Source organism: Dyella solisilvae (genome assembly GCF_003351225.1).
In the GTDB taxonomy this organism is placed as follows: domain Bacteria; phylum Pseudomonadota; class Gammaproteobacteria; order Xanthomonadales; family Rhodanobacteraceae; genus Dyella; species Dyella solisilvae.
The window spans coordinates 922492-941933 of record NZ_QQSY01000001.1 but is presented as its reverse complement, the minus strand read 5'-3'; the positions used below and the strand labels follow the sequence as shown (position 1 = coordinate 941933).

Genomic DNA, 19442 nt, shown 5'->3' with positions numbered 1-19442 from the left:
GGTGAACGCTGCAGTCACGGTGTTCACGAGACGGCCCTGTATAGTGGGGGAGTGTTCCAAGGAGGAATCCGGCACTTCGGTGTCGCCCCATGTTCGCATTCGACTGGTTGACCGATCCCACGGCCTGGGCGGGCCTCCTCACCCTGGTGGTGCTGGAGATCGTGCTGGGCATCGACAATCTCGTGTTCATCGCGATCCTCGCCGACAAGCTGCCGGCGAAAGCGCGCGACAAGGCCCGCATACTCGGTCTCAGCCTTGCGATGGTGATGCGCCTTGCGCTGCTGGGCGCGATGTCCACGCTGGTCAAGCTGACCCAGCCCATCCTGGTCTGGGACGCAGTGTCGTTCTCCTGGCGCGACATTATCCTGTTGCTCGGCGGCGCCTTCCTGTTGTTCAAGGCGACGGTGGAGCTGCATGAGCGACTGGAAGCCGACGACGACCACGACGCGGCCAAGCGCGCACCCGCGCGCTTCTGGCTGGTGGTGGCGCAGATCGTGGCGCTCGATGCGGTGTTCTCGCTCGATTCGGTGATCACCGCGGTCGGCATGGTCGAACATCTCTCCGTCATGATGATCGCCGTGGTGATCGCGATGATCCTGATGATCTGCGCCAGCAAGCCGCTGACGAACTTCGTCAACGCGCGCCCGACGGTGGTGATCCTGTGCCTGTCCTTCCTGCTGATGATCGGCTTCAGCCTGGTGGCGGAAGGCTTCGGCTTCCACATCCCGAAGGGCTACCTGTACGCGGCGATCGGTTTCTCGATCCTGATCGAGGCCTTCAACCAGACCATGCGCCGCAATCGCCAACGCAGCCTGCTCGGCAGTGCGCGCAGCCTGCGCGACCGCACAGCGACGGCGGTGTTGAACCTGCTCGGCGGCGTAGGTGGCGAAGACGAAGACACGACGCCGAAGACGACTGCGACTTCCTCCGACGGCGGCATGGCGGTGTTCGGCAAGGACGAGCTGGCGATGGTGCAGGGCGTGCTCGACCTGGCGCATCGCCCGGTACGTTCGATCATGACGCCGCGCCCCGAGATCACCTGGATCGACCCGCGCGAGAGCGTCGAACAGCTGCGCGCGGAAGTCAGCGCCTCCTCTCATGCGTGGCTGCCGGTGGCCGGCGATGACCTCGACCAATTGGTTGGCGTGGCTTCGTCGCGCGATCTTTTGGCCAGCCTGCTCGAGCATGGCCACATCGAGGTGGAGCAGGTGGTGCGCAAGCCGCTTACCGTGCTCGAGTCGCTCAGCGTGCTGCGCCTCATCGAAGAGTTCCGTCGCTCGACGCTGCAGGTGGCGTTGGTGGTCGACGAGTACGGCAGCGTGCTCGGTCTGGTGACGCCCACCGACGTGCTGGAAGTGATTGCCGGCGAATTTCCCGATGACGACAGCGGCGACCCATCCGCGGTGCAGGACGCCGATGGCAGCTGGATGCTCGACGCCAGCCTGGATCTGCGGCGCGTCGAACACCTGCTTGGCTACAAGCTCAGCGGCGACGACAGCTTCTCCACGTTGGCAGGTTACGTGCTGCAGCAGCTGGGGCGTCTGCCCAGCGCGGGCGATGCCTTCGCCAGCGAAGGGCTGCGCTTCGAGGTCGTGGCAATGGATGGCGCCCGCATCGAGCGCCTGAAGGTAACGCCGGGCGCCTGAGATGGCGGCGGGCGCGCGAATGAGCCGCGCGCGCTCCGTACATCCGGCGATATCAACCGATCGCGATCGCGCGCACCAGGCCAATCACGCCGACGACCAGCGTCACCGCCCAACCTGCCGCGGAAACCATGAAGCCCGGGCCGCGCTTGGAGGCATCCGCCAGATAGGCCACCGCGTACCACGTGCGCCCGAACACCCATACCAGTCCACCGAGGCTGCCCCACAGCGGAAAGCCGTATTGCACCGCCAGCCATAGCGACGGCAGGAACACCATGGTGGATTCGAGCGTGTTCATCTGCACGCGCCACGCGCGTTCGAAGGCGGGGTGGCCGGTGATCGCCGGCGCCTTCACGCCGTATTTCTCGCGCGCATGACCGGTGGCCCACATCGCGCCGAACTGCAACAGGATGGTGAGCAGGACGACGACGGCGGGCAGGTGCTGGATCATGGTGGGTTCCAGGGAAAAAGGTGGCTCAATGTACCCGTCCATGGCACATGGCGGGAGGGGGCGGCTGGGCGTATGGTGGATGGATCGTCGACCACGCGCGGACGAGGGCCATCATGGACTGGCAGAAGGGCGAGCGTAGCGAGAACGTCGAGGTCGATAGCGGGAGCGGCGGCTCGCGCTTTGGCGGCGGAAGGGGTCTGGGCCTGGGGGGCATCGTGATCCTGGCCATCCTCGGTCTGGTGTTCTTCAAGGACCCGACCGCGCTGCTCGGCCAGGTCGACAATGGCGGGCAGGTCGCCGCGCCAAGCGGCCAGCCTGCGGACGTCGATCCCCAGACCAAGGATTTCGTCAGCGCGATCCTCGGCTCCACCGAAAAGACCTGGGGCGACATCTTCGCGGCGCATGGTCGCCAGTATGTGGATCCGAAACTCGATCTGTTCAGCGGCGGCGTAGACACCGCCTGCGGCGCGGCGTCCACCGCGGTGGGGCCGTTCTATTGCCCGGGCGACCAGAAGGTCTATCTCGACGTCGCGTTTTTCCAGGAGCTGGAGAATCGCTTCCACGCGTCCGGCGATTTTGCGCGCGCCTATGTGATTGCCCATGAAGTCGGTCATCACGTGCAGAACCTGCTGGGTATCTTCGACCAGGTCGAGCAGGCGCGCCGGCGTGGCGCGCCGATGGAAGGCGCCGATGGCCTGTCGGTGAGGCAGGAACTCCAGGCGGACTGCTTCGCCGGCGTGTGGGCCTACCACAGCCAGCAGCGCCTGCAGTGGCTGCAGCCTGGTGATATCGAAGCGGCGCTCAATGCAGCGAGCAAGATTGGTGACGATGCGCTGCAGCAGCAAGCTCAGGGTCGGGTGGTGCCTGACTCGTTCACCCATGGCACTTCCGCGCAGCGGGTGAAGTGGTTCCGCGCCGGCTTCGAGAGCGGGGACATCGCGAGCTGCAATACGTTTGCCGGTCAGCCCTGAGTACGGCCGACGCGCCTTGGGCCGCCGTTCGGGGGCATTCGGAATGTGAAGCGTGAGGCGCGGGCGCGGCTCATGCATCCCGCGCTGCGCCGGAGTCGCCGACGTTCTAGAATGCCGACGCTGCGCGCCTTGGGGTGCGCCTCCGAATAACCCTCATGCTTCATCCCTGCCTGCGTTGCGGCGCTTGTTGCGCATTTTTCCGCGTGGCCTTCCATTGGTCCGAGGCGGACGCGTCGCTCGGCGGCGTGGTGCCGCCCGAGCTGACTGAAACGCTCGATCCGCATCGTCTCGTCATGCGTGGGACGCAGGCATCCAGACCACGTTGCGTTGCGCTGCAGGGCACGGTCGGCGAGGCGGCGCACTGCGGCATTTACGAAGGGAGGCCTTCGGTGTGCCGCGAGGTGGAACCCTCATGGGAGTTCGGGCGACCCAGCGCCCAGTGCGACAAGGCGCGCATCGGCCATGGCTTGCCGCCACTGACCCCGGCGGACTGGCCCGTAGTCGCGGGTGCTGATGCCGCGGACGCCTAGCGCGCGGCTGGCACGCCGGGTTCGTTCTGGAACGCCAGCACGAACTGCCGCAGGTCGCCCTCGTTGACGTCCGAGATCGCCACGAACCGCATGCCGTCGGCGCGCCAACGGATCACCGTAAAGCCATGCTCACGAGCGATGGCTGGGCCAGACGCGCTGCCTTCGTCGGGCCACTGGGAGAGGTTGATCACATGCAGGCGGCGCTTGTACACCAGCGCCGCCACGCTGCGGCCGTCGATGGCGTCGAGGCGGCCACCCAGCAGCGGAAAACCTTCGCTGGCCAGGTCCTTCACTCGCGGCGAGAAATCCAGCTTCCCCTCGAACCACGGCTTCACCGTGTGCTGGTCGGTCGACACCACGTCCATCAGGTGCTGTTGCTGCAGCGAACGCACATGCGCGGAAACGGCCTGCGCCACGATGGGATCCGCCATCTCGCTCGAACGCCACCAGTGGAACCAGGCTGGCGAGGACAGCAGCTGGGCGCCGATGAACCCGGCAGCCATGGCCCAGGCCAGCGGAGCGCGAGACCGGGGCTTGGGAACGGAGGCGGCCGGCGCAGCAGCCAGGCGCTGGCGCAGCGCATCGGGCGCGCGGTGGTACAGCACGGGCTGCGACAACGCCTTGTGCAGGGTGGCATAAGCGTCATAACGCGCCGTGCAGCCGGTGCAACCGCGCATGTGGCTGGCCACCGCCGCGCTGTTGGCGGCGTCGAGTTCGTCGTCGAGATAGGCGTGCAGCAGCAGCCTGGTGTCATCGCACGTCATGGCGACGTACCTCCCTGGGCCGGCAGGTCAGTTCCGCGCGCAGGCGCTCGCGGGCGCGGGCGAGGCGTGACATCACGGTGCCGATCTTCTGTTCAGTGATGGTGGCGATCTCCCGGTACGAACATTCTTCCAGCTCGCGCAGCACGATCACCTCGCGCAGCGGCGGCGGCAGGTGTTCCAGCGCCGACTGCAGCGCGCCGACGTCAACGGCGAGCAAAGCCAGGGTCTCCGGCGATGGGCCTTCGTCCACCAGCGGGTGCATCTCGTCGTCGAACTCGGCGCGCAGGCTGTCCGGCGGCGTGCGTTGGCGCACCGTGTAGTAGGTATTGCGCACGATCGCCAGCAGCCACACGCGCGCGTCATTGCCATGGAAACTGCCGAAATAGCGCAGCGCACGCAGCATGGCTTCCTGCACCACGTCCTGCGCGTCCAGCGGATCGCGGGCCAGCCAGCGCGCGAGGTTGTACGCCGCATCCAGGTGCGGCAGCACCTGCGCGTCAAAGCGCGCACGGTCGGGTCCGGTCGTGCTGGCGGACGGATCGGTCATGGGTAGGTAGACCTCGCCTGGCGCCACTTTATTCCAGCCCCCGTGAAATCGCATGCAGGAGGGAATAGCCGGGACGCCGGCGAGGTAATACGGGTCAGGGGCGACGGGTGCGGTACCCGTCCCCAGCATCCGGAGATCCGAACATGCGTCATTCCGACGACAACGCAAACCCTGGACGCCGCCAGTTCCTCGAGTGCATGGCCTGGGCAGGCGCCGGCACGCTATGGCTGATGCATGGGGGCGTGCTGCGCGCCCAGCCGCTCTCGGCAGGCGGTGGACAGGCGGCCGCCGACGCCACCTTCGCCTTCGTGCAGGTCAGCGATTCGCACATCGGCTTCCACAAGCCGCCGAATGAAGACGTGGCCTCCACGCTGCGCGCTTCGCTGGCAAAGGTGAAGGCGCAACCGGTGACGCCGGACTTCCTGCTGCATACAGGCGATCTCACCCACCTGTCGCGACCGGAAGAGTTCGATACGCTGGCCGGGATCATGCAGGAATCCCAGGTTCCCAAGACCTTCTACGTGCCGGGCGAGCACGATGTGATCGGCGACAACGGCGCGGAATTCTTCCGCCGCTTCGGCGAGAAGCAGCAGTCCGGCGGCTGGTACAGCTTCGATCACCGTGGCGTGCACTTCGTGGGACTGATCAACGTGCTGAACCTCAAGGCGGGCGGCCTGGGTTCGCTCGGCGCCGACCAGTTAGCCTGGCTGAAGAAGGATCTCGCTCCGCTGTCCGCGGAAACGCCGCTGGTGGTGTTCGCACACATGCCGCTGTGGCCGCTGTATCCGCCGTGGGGCTGGGGCACCGACGACAGTGCGGAGGCGGTCAGCAACCTGAAGCGCTTCGGTTCGGTGAGCGTGCTCAACGGTCACATCCACCAGATCCAGCAGAAGGTCGAGGGCAACATCACGTTCTACACGGCGCGCTCGACCGCCTATCCGCAGCCGGCGCCGGGCGTGGGGCCTGCGCCCGGGCCGATGAAAGACGTGGCTTCCGACACACTGCATACCTACCTCGGCATTCGCGAGGTGCGCCACGTGCAGGGGCGCCAGGCGTTGGCCATTACCGACGAGCAGCTGTCATGAGCGCGTGGGCCAGCATGGGCGTGGCGTTGCTACTCGGCTTCGCCGTCAATGGCGCCTCCGCTGCCGAGGCGAATGCGCCGCCCGCGAAAGTGATGCAGGTGGACATCCGCAACTTCGCCTTCGCGCCACACAGCATCACGGTGCCGGTGGGGACGCGGGTGAACTGGACCAACAAGGACGACGAACCGCATCGGGTGACCAGCACCGGCAACCAGTTCGTGGCGTCACAGGCGCTGGATACCGGCGACAGCTACGCGGTGACGTTCGCCAAGCCGGGCACGTATGCGTACTACTGTTCAATCCATCCGATGATGGTGGGCACCATTATCGTGCAGTAGTCGCCGGCCGCCGACCGTCGAAGCGGTAGATGTCCATCGCCAGCAGGCCGTGTTCGATGCCTGCATCGATGCGGCTGGCGTGGGCATCCTCGCCTGCGGCGCCCAGCGCCACGTAGAGCGGCAGCAGGTGCTCGTCGGTGGGGTGGGCGCGTTCGGCAAACGGCGCCTGTCGGCGGTAGTCGAGCAGGGCGGGCACATCACCGTCGACCAGCTTGCGTTCGATCCACTCGATGAACGGACGCACGTAGGGCGCTTCGCGCTCCTCGCTGTAGCCCGCGCGGAAATCGTGGAGATTGTGGGTGATGCTGCCGGAACCGATCACCAGCACGCCCTCATCGCGCAACGGCGCCAGTGCGCGTCCCACCGCATACTGGTGCGATGGGCCCAGCTGCGGCTGGATCGACATTGGCACCACCGGTATGTCGGCTTCGGGGTAGAGCAGGCGCAGTGGCACCCACGCGCCGTGGTCCAGTCCCTGACCCGGGTCGAGCGTGGTCGGCAGGCCAGCCTGGTCGAGCAGTTCGGTGACGCGTGCGGCCAGCGCCGGTTCCCCGTGCGCGGGGTACTGGATCTCGAACAGCTCGCGTGGAAAGCCGTAGAAATCGTGAATCGTCTCAGGCCGCGCCGCGCCACCGACGTGCGGCTGGCGCGCCAACCAGTGCGCCGAGGCGATCACGATCGCCTTGGGACGCGGCAGCTCCTTGGCCAGCTCGGCCAGACGCTCGCCCACGCGCCGCGGCTGGATCGCGGTCATCGGCGATCCGTGGGAGATGTAAAGACTCGGCAGGGTGGTCATGGCGGCTATCTCGAGGATATCGCCATAGGGTAGGGGCTGCCGCGAAAATTGCATCGCGCGTGCGGTGAACGATCCGTCACCGCAACAGAACGATCAGGGGGCGCGCCGCGCGCCCAACGACCTGAAACCTTCCATCCGTCATTCCGGCCCTTGCCCCCTTTTGGGGGTGCGCCGGAATGACGGCGACGCGCGGGTACGTTACTTGCCGCGACGCGGCGGCTTGCCGCCGCCGTGGCCTTGCGGGCGTGGCTTGCCGCCGTGCGGCTTCTTGAAACCGCCAGGACGGTAACCGCTGCCGGGACGGCGCGGTGCTTCCTCACCGGCGCCGCTGTCATCACCATCCCATTCCTTGATGCGCAGCTGCTGCTGGCTCACCCACACTTTCTTCAGGTGCTCGAAGACTTCCTTCGGCATTCCGTCGGGAAGGTCGATCAGGCTGTACTCGCCGCGAATGCTCAGGCGACCGATGAAGCCGCTCTCCAGGCCTGCCTCATTTGCGATTGCGCCAATGATGTTGCCGGGCTTCACGCCGTGCTCGTGCCCCACCTCGACGCGGTAGGTGCGCTTGCCTTCCTCTGTGTGATGCGGACGCACCGGTCGGGGCGTGAAATCGCGCGGTGCGCCGTCGCGGTCACGCGGCTTGTGCTCGCGTGCAGCGTGACGAACATCCGCGTGCTCACGAGGTGCGTGCTCGCGCGGTGCGAATTCGCGCTTCGGCGGCGGCGTCAACAGCAAGGGCTGATTGCCCTGCGCGATACGCGCCAGCGCGGCGGCAATCTCAACGGCCGGAATGTTGTGTTCCTGCTCGTACTGTTCGATCAGCTGCTGGAACATGGTCAGCTCGCCCACGGCCAGCGTGTCGCTGATGCGCTGCTTGAACTTGGCGATGCGAACGTCGTTCACCGCTTCGACGGTCGGCAGCTTCATTTCCTCGATTGGCTGGCGCGTAGCGCGCTCGATCGCGCGCAGCATGCCCTTTTCACGTGGCGTGACGAACAGGATGGCATCGCCCGTGCGGCCCGCGCGGCCGGTGCGGCCGATGCGATGCACATAGCTTTCCGTGTCGTAGGGAATGTCGTAATTCATGACGTGGCTGATGCGCTCCACGTCGAGGCCACGCGCGGCCACGTCGGTGGCCACCAGGATGTCCAGCTTGCCGTCCTTGAGCTGCTGAATGACGCGTTCGCGCTGCGCCTGTGCAATGTCACCGTTGATCGCCGCCGCGGCCAGTCCGCGCGCCTGCAACTTTTCAGCCAGTTCCTCGGTGGCAGACTTGGTGCGCGCGAAGATGATCATCGCGTCGAACGGCTCCGCCTCGAGGATGCGCGTCATCGCGTCGAGCTTGTGCATGCCGCTGACGAACCAGTAGCGCTGGCGGATGTTGGCAGCCGTGGTGGTGGCGGCCTTGATGGTCACCTCCACCGGCTCCTTCAGGTGCCGCTGCGCGATCTTGCGGATCGGCGCCGGCATGGTGGCGGAGAACAGCGCGACCTGGCGGGTCGGAGGCGTGGCCTCGAGCACCTTCTCCACGTCGTCGATGAAGCCCATGCGCAGCATTTCGTCGGCTTCGTCGAGCACCAGGAACTTCAGTTCCGACAGATCCAGCGTGCCGCGATCTAGGTGATCGATCACGCGACCGGGCGTGCCCACCACGATCTGCACGCCGCGCTTGAGCGAGTGCAGCTGCGGTCCGTAGCTCTGGCCGCCATAGATCGGCAGCACCTGCAGGCCGGGCATGTAGGTGGCGTAGCGCTGGAACGCTTCGGCCACCTGGATGGCCAGTTCGCGTGTCGGCGCGAGGATCAGCGCCTGCGGCTTGCCGGGCTTGAGATCGATGCGCGAGAGGATCGGCAGTGCGAATGCGGCGGTCTTGCCGGTGCCGGTCTGCGCCTGGCCGAGCACGTCGCGGCCTTCCAGCAGCGGCGGAATGGTGGCGGCCTGGATCGGCGAGGGCGACTCGTAGCCGACGTCGGACAGCGCGCGCAGCAGCTCCGGATGAAGGCCAAGCGCAGCAAAGCCGACGGCTGCCGGCTGGGAATCGGAAGACGGGGAGGACATGGGGAACCTCGACATGGCATGCACGACGGCATGCGGGAGAATGGCCTATTGTAGCAGGCCCACCCGCTTCAGCCGGGCTTTTTCTGCCGCCCAGCGGCGGCATTGCCGAGGAATATTCATGTCTTCACGTCTCGATGGTCGTATCGCGCTGGTTACAGGCGCTTCTTCGGGTATTGGCGAGGCTGCCGCGCTGGCCCTGGCCGAGGCAGGAGCCAAGGTGGCCATCGCCGCGCGGCGGCGCGATCGACTCGAGGTGCTCGCGAAAAAGCTCGAGGCGCTCGGCGCCGAACCGACCGTGCTGGTGGCGGACCTCGCGTCGGAGGCCGAGGCGCAGCGCATTGTGGCCGAGACCGAAGCACACTACGGACGGCTGGACATCCTGGTGAACAATGCCGGCGTGATGTACCTCGAGCCGGTGGAACAAGCCGACCTGGGTCGTTGGCGGCACATGCTCGAGCTGAACGTGTTGAGCCTGATCGCCTCCACACAGGCCGCGCTGCCAGGCATGCGCGCGCGTCGCGACGGCCATGTCGTGAATATCTCGTCGACGGCGGGGCGCGTGGCCAATCCCAATGCGGCGGCCTATTCGGCGACGAAGTTCGGCGTGGTAGCGTTTTCCGAAGCGCTGCGCCGCGAGGTTTACCAGCACAACATCCGCGTCACCGTGATCGAGCCGGGCGTGGTGGAGACCGAACTGCGCGACCACATCGGTCACGCCGAGGTGAAGGCGAACCTCAACGCCTGGGCGGACAGCATGCGCCAGTTGCAGGGGCGTGACGTCGCCGACGCGATCGTGTTCTGCGTATCGCGCCCGCCCCACGTCAACATCAACGAAGTGCTGATGCGACCCACCGATCAGGAGCGCTGATCGGCGACGGACTATCATGGACGTCAGGCGGGATGACACGGAGTAGAAGCATGGCAGCGATCGAGACGATCACCGAGCAGCGTTGCCACGGCGGCGTGCAGGGTTTCTACCGGCACGAGTCGGAAAGCTGCGGTGGACCGATGCGCTTTGCGCTGTACCAGCCGCCGCAAGCCGCGCGTGAGGTGTGCCCGGTGCTGTATTTCCTGGCGGGCCTCACCTGCACGGAGGAGACGGCGACCATCAAGGCCGGCGCCCAGCGCCTCGCGGCCGAGCTGGGTCTCATCCTGGTGATGCCCGATACGAGCCCGCGCCAGACCGGCTTTGATGGCGCCACCGGTGACTGGGAATTCGGCGAGGGCGCCGGATTCTACGTGGACGCCACCGAGGCGCCGTGGTCATCGCGCTTCCGCATGCACAGCTATGTGGCGAGCGAGCTGCCGGCGCTGTTGGGCCGGCATTTCCCCGTTGATGTCGAACGCTCGGGCATCACCGGCCACTCGATGGGCGGGCACGGCGCCCTGACCCTCGCGTTGCGACACCCGGGGCAGTATCGATCGGTGTCCGCTTTCGCGCCGATCGTGGCGCCCACGCACGTGCCATGGGGTCAGAAGGCCCTGCCGCGCTACCTGGGCGAGGACAAGGCGACGTGGGCGGAGTACGACGCGTGTGAACTGGTGCGCCGGCGAACCTTCGACGGCACGATTCTGATCGACCAGGGTGAGTCAGACACATTTCTCGCCACGCAGCTGAAGCCCGAACTGTTCGACCAGGCTTGCGCGGAAGGTGGGCAATCGCTGCTGCTGCGTCGTCATGCGGGTTACGACCACAGCTATTACTTCATCAACAGCTTCATCGACGATCATCTGCGGCATCACGCGCAGGCGCTGGGTCGCCTGTGATTCGCGTGCAACCCATCACCACCGGGCGGGCATCGATTCGCCTGGCGGACGCGGGCGATGCCGCCCGCCTGCTGCGTTACCGCGTGCGCAATCGCGCCCACCTCGCGCCGTGGGAGCCATTGCGCGACGAGATCTACTACACGCTGGACCACTGCACGCAGACACTGATCGAGGTGCGTGACGCGGTTCGCCTGGACCGTTCCTATCCTTTCCTCGCGCTGGATCTGGCCGGCGAGGAAGTGCTGGCCAGCCTCACCTTCGCCAACGTGGTGCGCGGCGCCTTCCAGGCTTGCCATCTCGGCTACAGCGTCGCAGCGACATGGCAGGGCAAAGGGCTGATGCAGGAAGTGCTGGGCGCGGCGCTGCCGTGGGCCTTCCATTCGCTCGACCTGCACCGCGTGATGGCCAACTACATGCCGCGCAACGAACGCAGCGGCCGCCTGCTCGAGCGCCTTGGCTTCGAGCGTGAAGGCTATGCCAGGCAGTACCTGCAGATTGCCGGCGTGTGGGAGGACCACATCCTCACTTCGCGCATCCGCACACCGTAGCCGGACACGTACGTGGGTTGGTCCGCGTTTCGTGGATCACTTAGTGGGTGCTGGTCGTCGCAGGGGCGGGCGCCGGAGTGTCAGGGCGGGTGCAACGCGGCGGCGTCCACTGGCGGTCGCCAGCAAGCAGGTCGCAACTCCAGCTCAGGGCTGCGTCATGGCCACCATTACCGATGTCCAGCGGTGTGAGCAGGAAGACGGGATCGGGGCTGGCGCCGGTGTTCTTGGTGGCGATGGTGATGCGCCCGCTTTCGGAGATATCCACCCCCGACACATAGTCGTTGAGCGACGACTGGGCGTTGAACGTGAGGTCTTCCGGCCTGATACGGTTCAGGCCGCCCCGGGTGGTGGCGGCTTCCATCACGACCAGCTTGGCGGCTTCGCCGGCTTGCAGCGCCTGATCCAGGCGGTCAGCGATCCGGTGGTTGCGCCATGCGGGGATCGCAATGCTGGCGACGACGGCGACGATGGCGAACAGGGCCATGGCGCTCATGAGCGGCACTGACTTGGGGCGATTCATTCCGACTCTCCCTGGGCGCAGCAGCGGTACCACCCATCTTGCCAGCGACGGGTGAGCGGCTCGTTAACGAAGGGACTGGAGCGTGCCCATCACCCGCCAGGGAGCTTGGTCCCGCCCGCTAGCGCAGGCGGGACCAGGGCGTGTTCGTCAGGCCTTGCTGGCCGCGGGACGACGGCGGCGCTGACGCTTGCGGTTGCCCTCGGCGGGGCGATCGCTGCCGGTGTGCCCGTGACCGGTGTTGTGCGGGCGATGCGAGCCTTGCGGGCGACCCTGGCGCGGCTGGCGCTGGCCCTGCACCGGCTTCGGCGCATTGGCGTCCGTGCGCAGCGGATGCGAAGGTTCGAAGCCAGGCACTTCGCTGACGGCGATGTCCTGCTTGAGCAGCTTGCGGATGTCGCGCAGCAGGCCAGATTCGTCGTGGCTCACCAGCGACACGGCCATGCCGTCGGCGCCGGCGCGGCCGGTGCGGCCGATGCGATGCACGTAGTCCTCGGCCACCATCGGCAGGTCGAAGTTGATCACGATCGGCAGCTGGTCGATGTCGATGCCGCGCGCGGCGATGTCGGTGGCCACCAGCACGGTGATGCGGCCGGTCTTGAAGTCGCTCAGTGCACGCGTGCGCGCGTTCTGGCTCTTGTTGCCGTGGATGGCGGCGGCGCGCATGCCGGCGGTTTCGAGGTAGCGCACCAGCTTGTCGGCGCCGTGCTTGGTGCGGCTGAACACCAGCGTCTGGCGACGGCTGTCCTGCGACAGCACGTGCAGCAGCAGCTCACGCTTGTTGGCGGCATCGACCGGGTGCACGTGGTGGGTGACGGTGGTGGCCACGGTATTCGGCGGCGTCACCGACACTTCGCGCGGCTCGTGCATGAACTGCATCGCCAGCGCCTTGATCGGCGGCGCGAAGGTGGCCGAGAACAGCAGCGTCTGGCGACGGCGCGGCAGGGCGGCAAGGATGCGCTTGAGTGCGGGCAGGAAGCCCATGTCGAGCATGCGGTCGGCTTCGTCCAGCACCAGCACCTCGATGCCGGACAGGTCCAGCGAGCGCTGCTGCATGTGGTCGATCAGGCGGCCCGGCGTGGCGATCACGACGTCCACGCCGCGACGCAGCGCCTGCATCTGGGGGCCCATGCTCACGCCACCGAAGATGGTGGTGCTGCTGATGCGCAGGTGCTTGCCGTAGTCGCGCAGGTTGTCGTGCACCTGGGCGGCGAGTTCACGGGTGGGCGTGAGCACCAAGGCGCGCGGACGGCGCGTCGTGGCAGGGGCGCCCTGGGACAGGTGCTGCAGCAGCGGCAGCGCGAAGGCCGCGGTCTTGCCGGTGCCGGTTTGCGCGGCGGCCAGCAGGTCGGCGCCTTCAAGCACCACCGGGATGGCGGCGGCCTGGATGGGGGTGGGATTGGCGTAGCCTTGTTCGGCAAGCGCACGCAACAACGCAGGCGCAAGGCCCAGCGATTCGAAAGACATGGAAGCTCCAGCGCAACTCGGAGCGTCTTGCGAACCGCGTTGCAATCATCAAATGGGGGATGGGCGACGATGAAGTCGCCCGCTAAGTATAGCGCAAGGCGCTGGTTCCTGCCTGAGAGCTGCCTTAAGAGTCGTGAGACGCGCGAGGAAAGCCCGGAATGAGCACGTTCAAGTGCATGCGTCCGCGGGCTCAGTCCTGCCTTTCGGCCACGATCAGGTAGCTGTCGAACGGGGTACGGCCATGCAAGGGTCGCAGCGTGACGACGAGGCCAGCCGCCTCAAGCGGCGCGCGCAGTTCGTCGGCGCTCGGGTAGTGCTGCGCGCCCACGCCCATCCAGCCGCTGGCGCTGAGGATGGACTCCGACAAACGCGTGAAAAGGTAGCGCCAGCTGCGTTCGCGCAGCACGTTTCGAATGATCAGGAGGCCGCCGGGCGCGAGGTGGGCGACCGCGTTCGCCAACAGCGCGCGCTGGCCCTCCGCGGGCAGATAGTGCAGCACGTCCAGCAGCGCCACGTGGCCGCGCATCGGCTGCGTGTTGGCGCCGTCGGCGTGGCGCAGTTGCAACTGCCGCTCCAGGCCGGCCAGCCGCAGCGCGCGGCGGCCCGCCTCGATCTTGCGCAGGTCATGGTCGAGTCCGAGGTAGCCGCTGACCGCGCCTTGCGCATACAGGTACTGGCCGAGCAGGCCGATGCCGCAGCCGATGTCCAGCAGGGGCAGCGGCCGGTCGGCGACCAGTGCGGCGACCGCCGCGTAGGCAGGATCGGTCGCCAGCTTGCCGTTGACGTAGCGGCGCTGGAACCAGTGCTCGTAGGAGTCGGCGATGTGGTAGCGAACGGTGGCGTCCATGGAGCACATGTCAGCCGACTCATTGACTGCACGGCGTGAAGAAGCACGCCGCCGGAGCCACCCTTCGACGATGCCCGCTCTTGCACTGCGCAGTGCATGATGGTTCGCTTGGCGACCTTATGCCGCACCGGCGGTTGCCCATCCCGATTGGAGTCGTCGATGTCGCCGTTCGCGCCGCTGAAGGAACTCACCACCACCCAGCGCCACACGGTGCTGGCCAGCTTCCTCGGCTGGACGCTGGACGCCTTCGACTATTTCCTGCTGACCTTCGTGCTCGTCGCCGTGGCGAAGGAGTTCCAGGTCGACAAGGCGCAAGTCACCTTTGGCCTGTTCCTGACGCTGGCGGCGCGTCCGCTGGGCGCCCTGTTGTTCGGACGGCTGGCTGACCGCTACGGCCGGCGGCCGATCCTCATGCTGGACGTCGTGCTGTTCTCGCTGTTCGAGCTGGCCACTGCGTTTTCCACTTCGCTCACCATGTTGCTGGTGTTTCGCTTCCTGTTTGGCGTGGCGATGGGCGGGGAGTGGGGCATCGGCGCCTCGCTGGCCATGGAGTCGATCCCGCCGAACGCGCGTGGCGCGGTCTCGGGTCTGCTGCAGAGCGGTTACCCGTGCGGTTTCTTCCTCGGCGCCCTGGTGAACTGGCTGCTGGTCGACCACATTGGTTGGCGCGGCCTGTTCGTGGTGGGCGCGGCGCCGGCGCTGCTGGTGCTGTACATCCGACGCAGCGTGCCCGAGTCCGAGGTCTGGCGGCAGAGTCGCGCCGAGGGAAAGCGCAGGGGGCTGCGCGAGGCCATGTGTGGCCATTGGAAGCTGGCCATCTACCTGATGCTGCTGATGATGGCCTTCAACATGTTCAGCCATGGCTCGCAGGACCTGTACCACACGTTCGAGGAGGAGAGCCTGCACCTGGCCACCGGTTCCGGCGCGGCCTTCATGCTGGTGGCCATGCTCAACCTCGGGGCGCTGGTGGGCGGGCTGTTCTTCGGCGCCCTGTCCGAGCGCATCGGGCGGCGCCGCGCCATCATCCTCGCCACGCTGCTGGCCATCCCCGTGATCCCGTTGTGGACCTACGGCGGCTCCTTGCCGGTGCTGGCGCTGGGCGCCTTCATGGTGCAGGTGATGGTGCAGGGCGCCTGGGGCGTGGTGCCCACGCACCTCAACGAGCTGTCGCCGGACGAGGTGCGTGGCACCCTGCCGGGATTTGCCTATCAGACCGGCAACCTGCTGGCGGCGGTCACGGCCAACGCCCAGCTCTGGATCGGCGGCTGGCGGGGAGGCGACCTGGCGTTCGCCATGTCGGACTGGATCGCCGCCGTGGCCGTTTTGCTGGCCCTGCTGGCCTGGCTGGGGCCCGAGGCGCACGGGGTGCGCTTTGGCCGGCGCGCCGCGGCGGCAGGCGGCCAGCCGGAGGGGCTGCTAGAATCCCGGGTTTGATCCATCACGAGACATGCAATGAAGGCTGGCAAGGACAAGGTCATCTCACTCCACTACACGCTGACGGTGGACGGGGAGAAGGTCGAGAGCTCCCTCGACCGCAACGAACCGCTGTGGGTGCTGCTGGGCCATGGCCAGCTGATCCCCGGCCTCGAGAAGGCGCTTGAAGAGCGCGAAGCCGGCGAGAGCCTGCAGGTCGAGGTCGCCCCGGCCGAGGGCTACGGCGAGCGCCAGGATGGCCTGAGCCAGCGCGTGCCGAAGAAGTACTTCCAGCAGGCGGGCAAGCTCAAGCCGGGCATGACCACCGTGCTGGCCCTGAAGGAAGGCGGCCACCGCGTGGTGGTGGTGCAGAAGGTGGGCATGACCACGGTCGACGTGGACCTCAACCACCCGATGGCCGGCAAGACGCTGAACTTCGACGTCACCCTCAATGAAGTGCGCGAAGGTACCGAGGAAGAAATCGCCCACGGCCACGCCCACCCGCCGGGCGCCGAGGCGCACTGACGTATTTCCCCTCTCCCCCATGGGGAGAGGGCAGGGTGAGGGGCCACGTTCCCTCAGTCCAAAAAACAACGGCGCCTCACGGCGCCGTTGTCGTTTCTGCCGGTGGCGAGGCGCTCAGACCAACGCGATCTGCACGTCCACGTTGCCACGGGTCGCGTGCGAGTACGGGCAGATGTCGCGGTGCGCGGTGTCGACCAGTTCCTGCGCCACGGCGCGGTCGAGGCCGGGCAGGCTCACGTCCAGCTTCACCGCGATGCCGAAGCCGGTCGGCTCGCGCGGGCCGATGCCCACATGCGCCGTCACCGAGGCGTCCTTCAGCGCCACACCCTGCTGGCGGGCCACGAAGCGCACGGCGCCCTCGAAGCAGGCGGCGTAGCCGGCCGCAAAGAGCTGCTCGGGATTGCTGCCGGCGCCGCCCGGGCCGCCCAGACCCTTGGGCACGACCAACTGCAGATCGAGCACGCCATCGTCACTCTTTGCATGGCCCTCGCGGCCGCCAGTCACAGTGGCGGTGGCGGTATAGAGAATCTTGCTGATGCTCATGGTGTCATTCCTCGGTGGGGGAGAGTTGGAGTTGCCGGGTCAGTTGCTTCAGTTCATCGCGCAGCGTCTGCATCTGCTCGAGTGAGAGCTGCAGGCGTTGCGCCATGCATTCGGGGATGTCGCTGGCCTGCTCACGCAAGGCCAGGCCGGCCTCTGTCAGGCGGATCTCCACCTCGCGCTCGTCTTCGGCGCGGCGGCGGCGGTCGACCAGCCCCGCCGCCTGCAACCGTTTCAGCAGGGGCGTGAGCGTCCCCGAATCCAGCTGCAGGCGGGCGCCGAGTTCGCGAACGGTCAGGCCTTCCTGCTCCCACAACACCAGCATCACCAGGTATTGCGGGTAGGTCAGACCCAGCGGTTCCAGCAAGGGCCGATACAGGCCGGTGACAGAACGGGACGCCGCATACAGCGCAAAACACAGTTGCCGGTCCAGCAGGAGGTGATCGGGGGTGGGTTTGCGTTCCATGGGACGAATCATATGTGCAAAATTCAATTGTGTACAATTGAATGTTCCGATGGATCCGATAGGCCCGGTCAAAGGTCGGCTGTCCGGTGGAAGCCCGCTCCGGGCGCGAAAAGCGGGCCCTCACGGGGACGTTGCATGGCGGAGACGCAGTCATGCCGCCGCTGCGCATCCAGTGCGCTCCTGCAGGGGAAGAGGGGCGGAGCTTAGTCGAGCAGGCGCTTGCCGAACGCGAAATGATCGCGCCAGTACGGGCCGTCGATGTCATCCAGCCGCACGGTGCCGCCGCTGTTCGGCGCATGCACGAAACGGCCCTTGCCGACGTAGACGCCGACGTGGCTGATGCCGTCATTGCCGCCGAAAAACACCAGGTCGCCGCTCATCAGGTCGGTCATCTGGCGCACCCGGGCGCCACCCAGCTGGGACATCTCGCGCGAGCTGTGGGGCAGCATCAGGCCGGCGGCGCTGCGGTAGATGTAGTCCACCAGGCCGCTGCAATCGAAGCCGCCGTCCGGCGTGTTGCCGCCCCAGCGATAAGGCGTGCCGACCAGGGCGATGGCGCGGAACAGCACGTCATTGGCGGTGCCGGTGGCGCCGGACGGGGCGCGGGCGGGCTCGTTGGCCAGGGAGGAATGCGAGTCACGGTATGTCGGCTCCGGACGCCGGGCGCCGCTGGCGCAGGCGGCCAGCAACAGGACCACCGCGCCCAACAGCAGATGCCGCGTCGCGCGCCAGCGCGCGGGCCGATGCACGGACGGATCGGCGGGGTCCAGGCACATCAAGCTTCCCCTCGGCGTGAGACGGTGCCGAGGTTAGCAAATCAATGGCTTGGAAGATAGTTGTGAGTAATTGCTGGAATCGGTCTCGGCCTTCATGAGCCGGGCTTGTCGACCGTGATGGTGCGATCACTCAATTTGCGCCCCTCGCGATCATGGCTGGTGATCTTGTACTCGCCGGGCCATAGGTAGAGCGTGTTCATGCTGTTGTCGGTGAGGAAAACGTAGCGATCCGCCGGGATGGCGTCATCCGACTCGTTGGCGTAGCGCGCCTCGACCACGCAGGGCAACTGGCGCTGGCACATCTCGCTGGACACCACCCGTGACTGGCGCGCCCCGCCGAGGGCCAGCCAGTGGGGGCGACGCTCGTGGCCCGAGGGCGGCAGGATCACGTCGACGTCGTGCCTCGCCGGATCGGAGGCCCACACGCTGCCGCTCAGCCGGCTGATCAGCACCGACGGCCGGTCCACCGGGAATTGCGCATACAGCTGCTGGTACGGCTCGGTCTTGGGCATCGGACCGATGTCACGCCAGCGGGTCTGGTCGATCGACAACGGGTCGAAGCCGGTCAGCTCCTTCAGCTGCATGGCCATCGGCTTGATGCTGCCTCCAAGGTTGCCCGGCGCCTTGTCGATATGGGCGTAGCCGGCATGCACGAACAGCTTGGCCTTGGGGTCCTTGGCGAACACCTGGCGATAGATCAGGTTGGCCTGTCCGGCTTCGCGCTCGGCCAGCAGATCGGCATCCGATTCATAGGCCACGATCTTGAAACCCAGCCGGATCGCCTCGCGGATGATCTGGCCGTACAGCGGCTCGTGCAGGTACTCGCTGCCGGAGCTGGCGATCGGATAGCCCCGCTTCATCAGGTCGGTGTCGTTGTTGCTCAGCGCTTCGGCGGCGAAATAGTTGAATCCCTCGGCGCGCAGCTTGGGCAGCAAGGCCAGGGTCAGTTCGCGCGTGTGCGCATCGTGGTGCGCCTCGTTGATCATCACGATATGCCGTGAGGCGGCGAGTTTCGCGATCTCGCTCGCTGCGTCCGCCGCCTGCCAATCGGTGGGCGAGGGCAGCGGTACGGGTGTCTGCACGCGGTTGTCGAAGGGGAAATCGATGATCGCCTCGTCGTACAGGCCCAGTTCGTCCTCCACCGTGGAGAGCAACTGCTGGTCGATCAGGCGATCGTCCTTGGTCAGTTGCGGCATCACCTCGCGCAGGTACAAGTAGCGCATCAGGTCGCTCTTGATGTGCGCCGTCTCGGTGAACAGATCGCGCGACACCTGCGTGCCCGACGATGCCCGGGCCGGTGACGATGTTTGCGCAGGGGACGGAACGGAGGGCGGCGTCTTTTGTGCGCTTGCCTGTGACGCCATGGCCAGTAGGCCGGCCATGGCCGTTGCGG

22 protein-coding genes are annotated in these 19442 nt (G+C 66.8%); 10 read left to right on the top strand and 12 right to left on the bottom strand.

What is annotated here, in order from left to right:
• The first annotated feature begins 89 nt into the window (after positions 1 to 89).
• Positions 90 to 1646, top strand: coding sequence for a hemolysin family protein (locus DVT68_RS04175; protein WP_114823760.1), 1557 nt, complete (start codon positions 90 to 92; stop codon positions 1644 to 1646).
• Between the two features lie 52 nt (positions 1647 to 1698).
• On the opposite strand, the gene DVT68_RS04170 is transcribed toward DVT68_RS04175, so the two are convergent.
• On the bottom strand, positions 1699 to 2094 hold the full coding sequence (locus DVT68_RS04170) for an MAPEG family protein (RefSeq protein ID WP_325050408.1): 396 nt from the start codon (positions 2092 to 2094) through the stop codon (positions 1699 to 1701).
• A 113-nt stretch (positions 2095 to 2207) separates the two neighbouring features.
• Here DVT68_RS04170 and ypfJ point away from each other — a divergent pair, with 113 nt between their 5' ends.
• Both ypfJ and DVT68_RS04160 read left to right on the top strand, forming a co-directional pair.
• Positions 2208 to 3065 carry a KPN_02809 family neutral zinc metallopeptidase gene (gene ypfJ / locus DVT68_RS04165; RefSeq protein ID WP_114823759.1) on the top strand — a complete coding sequence of 286 codons (858 nt, stop codon included), beginning with the start codon at positions 2208 to 2210 and terminating at the stop codon, positions 3063 to 3065.
• Between the two features lie 155 nt (positions 3066 to 3220).
• On the top strand, positions 3221 to 3595 hold the full coding sequence (locus DVT68_RS04160) for a YkgJ family cysteine cluster protein (protein WP_114823758.1): 375 nt from the start codon (positions 3221 to 3223) through the stop codon (positions 3593 to 3595).
• Here DVT68_RS04160 and DVT68_RS04155 read toward each other — a convergent pair.
• Positions 3592 to 4359: an anti-sigma factor family protein gene (locus DVT68_RS04155; RefSeq protein ID WP_114823757.1), complete on the bottom strand. Its 768-nt coding sequence runs from the start codon at positions 4357 to 4359 to the stop codon at positions 3592 to 3594. The genes DVT68_RS04160 and DVT68_RS04155 overlap by 4 nt on opposite strands.
• The gene (locus DVT68_RS04150; protein WP_114823756.1) at positions 4346 to 4906 is read right to left on the bottom strand and encodes a sigma-70 family RNA polymerase sigma factor; all 561 of its coding nucleotides are present in this window, start codon (positions 4904 to 4906) and stop codon (positions 4346 to 4348) included. The genes DVT68_RS04155 and DVT68_RS04150 overlap by 14 nt, the downstream gene beginning before the upstream one ends.
• Before the next feature lie 143 nt (positions 4907 to 5049).
• On the opposite strand from DVT68_RS04150, the gene DVT68_RS04145 reads away from it, so the two are divergent.
• Both DVT68_RS04145 and DVT68_RS04140 read left to right on the top strand, forming a co-directional pair.
• Positions 5050 to 5991, top strand: coding sequence for a metallophosphoesterase family protein (locus DVT68_RS04145; RefSeq protein WP_114823755.1), 942 nt, complete (start codon positions 5050 to 5052; stop codon positions 5989 to 5991).
• Positions 5988 to 6329 carry a cupredoxin domain-containing protein gene (locus DVT68_RS04140; protein ID WP_114823754.1) on the top strand — a complete coding sequence of 114 codons (342 nt, stop codon included), beginning with the start codon at positions 5988 to 5990 and terminating at the stop codon, positions 6327 to 6329. The genes DVT68_RS04145 and DVT68_RS04140 overlap by 4 nt, the downstream gene beginning before the upstream one ends.
• Here DVT68_RS04140 and DVT68_RS04135 read toward each other — a convergent pair.
• Both DVT68_RS04135 and DVT68_RS04130 read right to left on the bottom strand, forming a co-directional pair.
• Positions 6316 to 7125, bottom strand: a complete 810-nt coding sequence (locus DVT68_RS04135) for a dioxygenase family protein (protein ID WP_114823753.1) — start codon at positions 7123 to 7125, stop codon at positions 6316 to 6318. The two genes, DVT68_RS04140 and DVT68_RS04135, sit on opposite strands and share 14 nt — an antisense overlap.
• A gap of 198 nt (positions 7126 to 7323) precedes the next feature.
• Positions 7324 to 9183, bottom strand: a complete 1860-nt coding sequence (locus tag DVT68_RS04130; RefSeq protein WP_114823752.1) for a DEAD/DEAH box helicase — start codon at positions 9181 to 9183, stop codon at positions 7324 to 7326.
• A gap of 118 nt (positions 9184 to 9301) precedes the next feature.
• Between DVT68_RS04130 and DVT68_RS04125 the strand changes: the two genes are divergently transcribed.
• Genes DVT68_RS04125 through DVT68_RS04115 form a run of 3 tightly spaced genes read left to right on the top strand, consistent with a single transcriptional unit; the run spans position 9302 to position 11498 of the window.
• The gene (locus DVT68_RS04125) at positions 9302 to 10051 is read left to right on the top strand and encodes an SDR family NAD(P)-dependent oxidoreductase (RefSeq protein ID WP_114823751.1); all 750 of its coding nucleotides are present in this window, start codon (positions 9302 to 9304) and stop codon (positions 10049 to 10051) included.
• Positions 10052 to 10101: 50 nt separating this feature from the next.
• Complete coding sequence (fghA, locus tag DVT68_RS04120; RefSeq protein WP_114823750.1) at positions 10102 to 10950, top strand: S-formylglutathione hydrolase; 849 nt, start codon at positions 10102 to 10104, stop codon at positions 10948 to 10950.
• A gap of 5 nt (positions 10951 to 10955) precedes the next feature.
• Positions 10956 to 11498 (top strand): GNAT family N-acetyltransferase, encoded by a 543-nt coding sequence (locus DVT68_RS04115; protein WP_233523333.1) that lies wholly within the window; start codon positions 10956 to 10958, stop codon positions 11496 to 11498.
• 40 nt (positions 11499 to 11538) lie between these two features.
• Here DVT68_RS04115 and DVT68_RS04110 read toward each other — a convergent pair whose 3' ends face one another.
• The 3 genes from DVT68_RS04110 to DVT68_RS04100 all read right to left on the bottom strand — a co-directional run bounded on the left by DVT68_RS04110 (position 11539) and on the right by DVT68_RS04100 (position 14329).
• On the bottom strand, positions 11539 to 11991 hold the full coding sequence (locus DVT68_RS04110) for a pilin (protein ID WP_147281663.1): 453 nt from the start codon (positions 11989 to 11991) through the stop codon (positions 11539 to 11541).
• Positions 11992 to 12165: 174 nt separating this feature from the next.
• A complete protein-coding gene (locus tag DVT68_RS04105) occupies positions 12166 to 13482 on the bottom strand; it encodes a DEAD/DEAH box helicase (RefSeq protein ID WP_114823747.1) in 1317 nt (438 codons plus the stop codon).
• Between the two features lie 190 nt (positions 13483 to 13672).
• Positions 13673 to 14329, bottom strand: coding sequence for a class I SAM-dependent methyltransferase (locus DVT68_RS04100; protein WP_114824377.1), 657 nt, complete (start codon positions 14327 to 14329; stop codon positions 13673 to 13675).
• Positions 14330 to 14488: 159 nt separating this feature from the next.
• Between DVT68_RS04100 and DVT68_RS04095 the strand changes: the two genes are divergently transcribed.
• Positions 14489 to 15763 carry an MFS transporter gene (locus tag DVT68_RS04095; RefSeq protein ID WP_114823746.1) on the top strand — a complete coding sequence of 425 codons (1275 nt, stop codon included), beginning with the start codon at positions 14489 to 14491 and terminating at the stop codon, positions 15761 to 15763.
• Between the two features lie 18 nt (positions 15764 to 15781).
• Positions 15782 to 16267 (top strand): FKBP-type peptidyl-prolyl cis-trans isomerase, encoded by a 486-nt coding sequence (locus tag DVT68_RS04090; protein WP_114823745.1) that lies wholly within the window; start codon positions 15782 to 15784, stop codon positions 16265 to 16267.
• A 114-nt stretch (positions 16268 to 16381) separates the two neighbouring features.
• Here DVT68_RS04090 and DVT68_RS04085 read toward each other — a convergent pair whose 3' ends face one another.
• The 4 genes from DVT68_RS04085 to DVT68_RS04070 all read right to left on the bottom strand — a co-directional run bounded on the left by DVT68_RS04085 (position 16382) and on the right by DVT68_RS04070 (position 19320).
• Positions 16382 to 16810, bottom strand: coding sequence for an organic hydroperoxide resistance protein (locus DVT68_RS04085; protein WP_114823744.1), 429 nt, complete (start codon positions 16808 to 16810; stop codon positions 16382 to 16384).
• A 4-nt stretch (positions 16811 to 16814) separates the two neighbouring features.
• Positions 16815 to 17273 carry a MarR family winged helix-turn-helix transcriptional regulator gene (locus tag DVT68_RS04080; protein ID WP_114823743.1) on the bottom strand — a complete coding sequence of 153 codons (459 nt, stop codon included), beginning with the start codon at positions 17271 to 17273 and terminating at the stop codon, positions 16815 to 16817.
• Between the two features lie 203 nt (positions 17274 to 17476).
• Entirely contained in the window at positions 17477 to 18049 is a 573-nt protein-coding gene (locus DVT68_RS04075; protein WP_114823742.1) for a C40 family peptidase, read from the bottom strand.
• 92 nt (positions 18050 to 18141) lie between these two features.
• Complete coding sequence (locus DVT68_RS04070) at positions 18142 to 19320, bottom strand: hypothetical protein (RefSeq protein WP_199535950.1); 1179 nt, start codon at positions 19318 to 19320, stop codon at positions 18142 to 18144.
• Positions 19321 to 19442 lie beyond the last annotated feature (122 nt).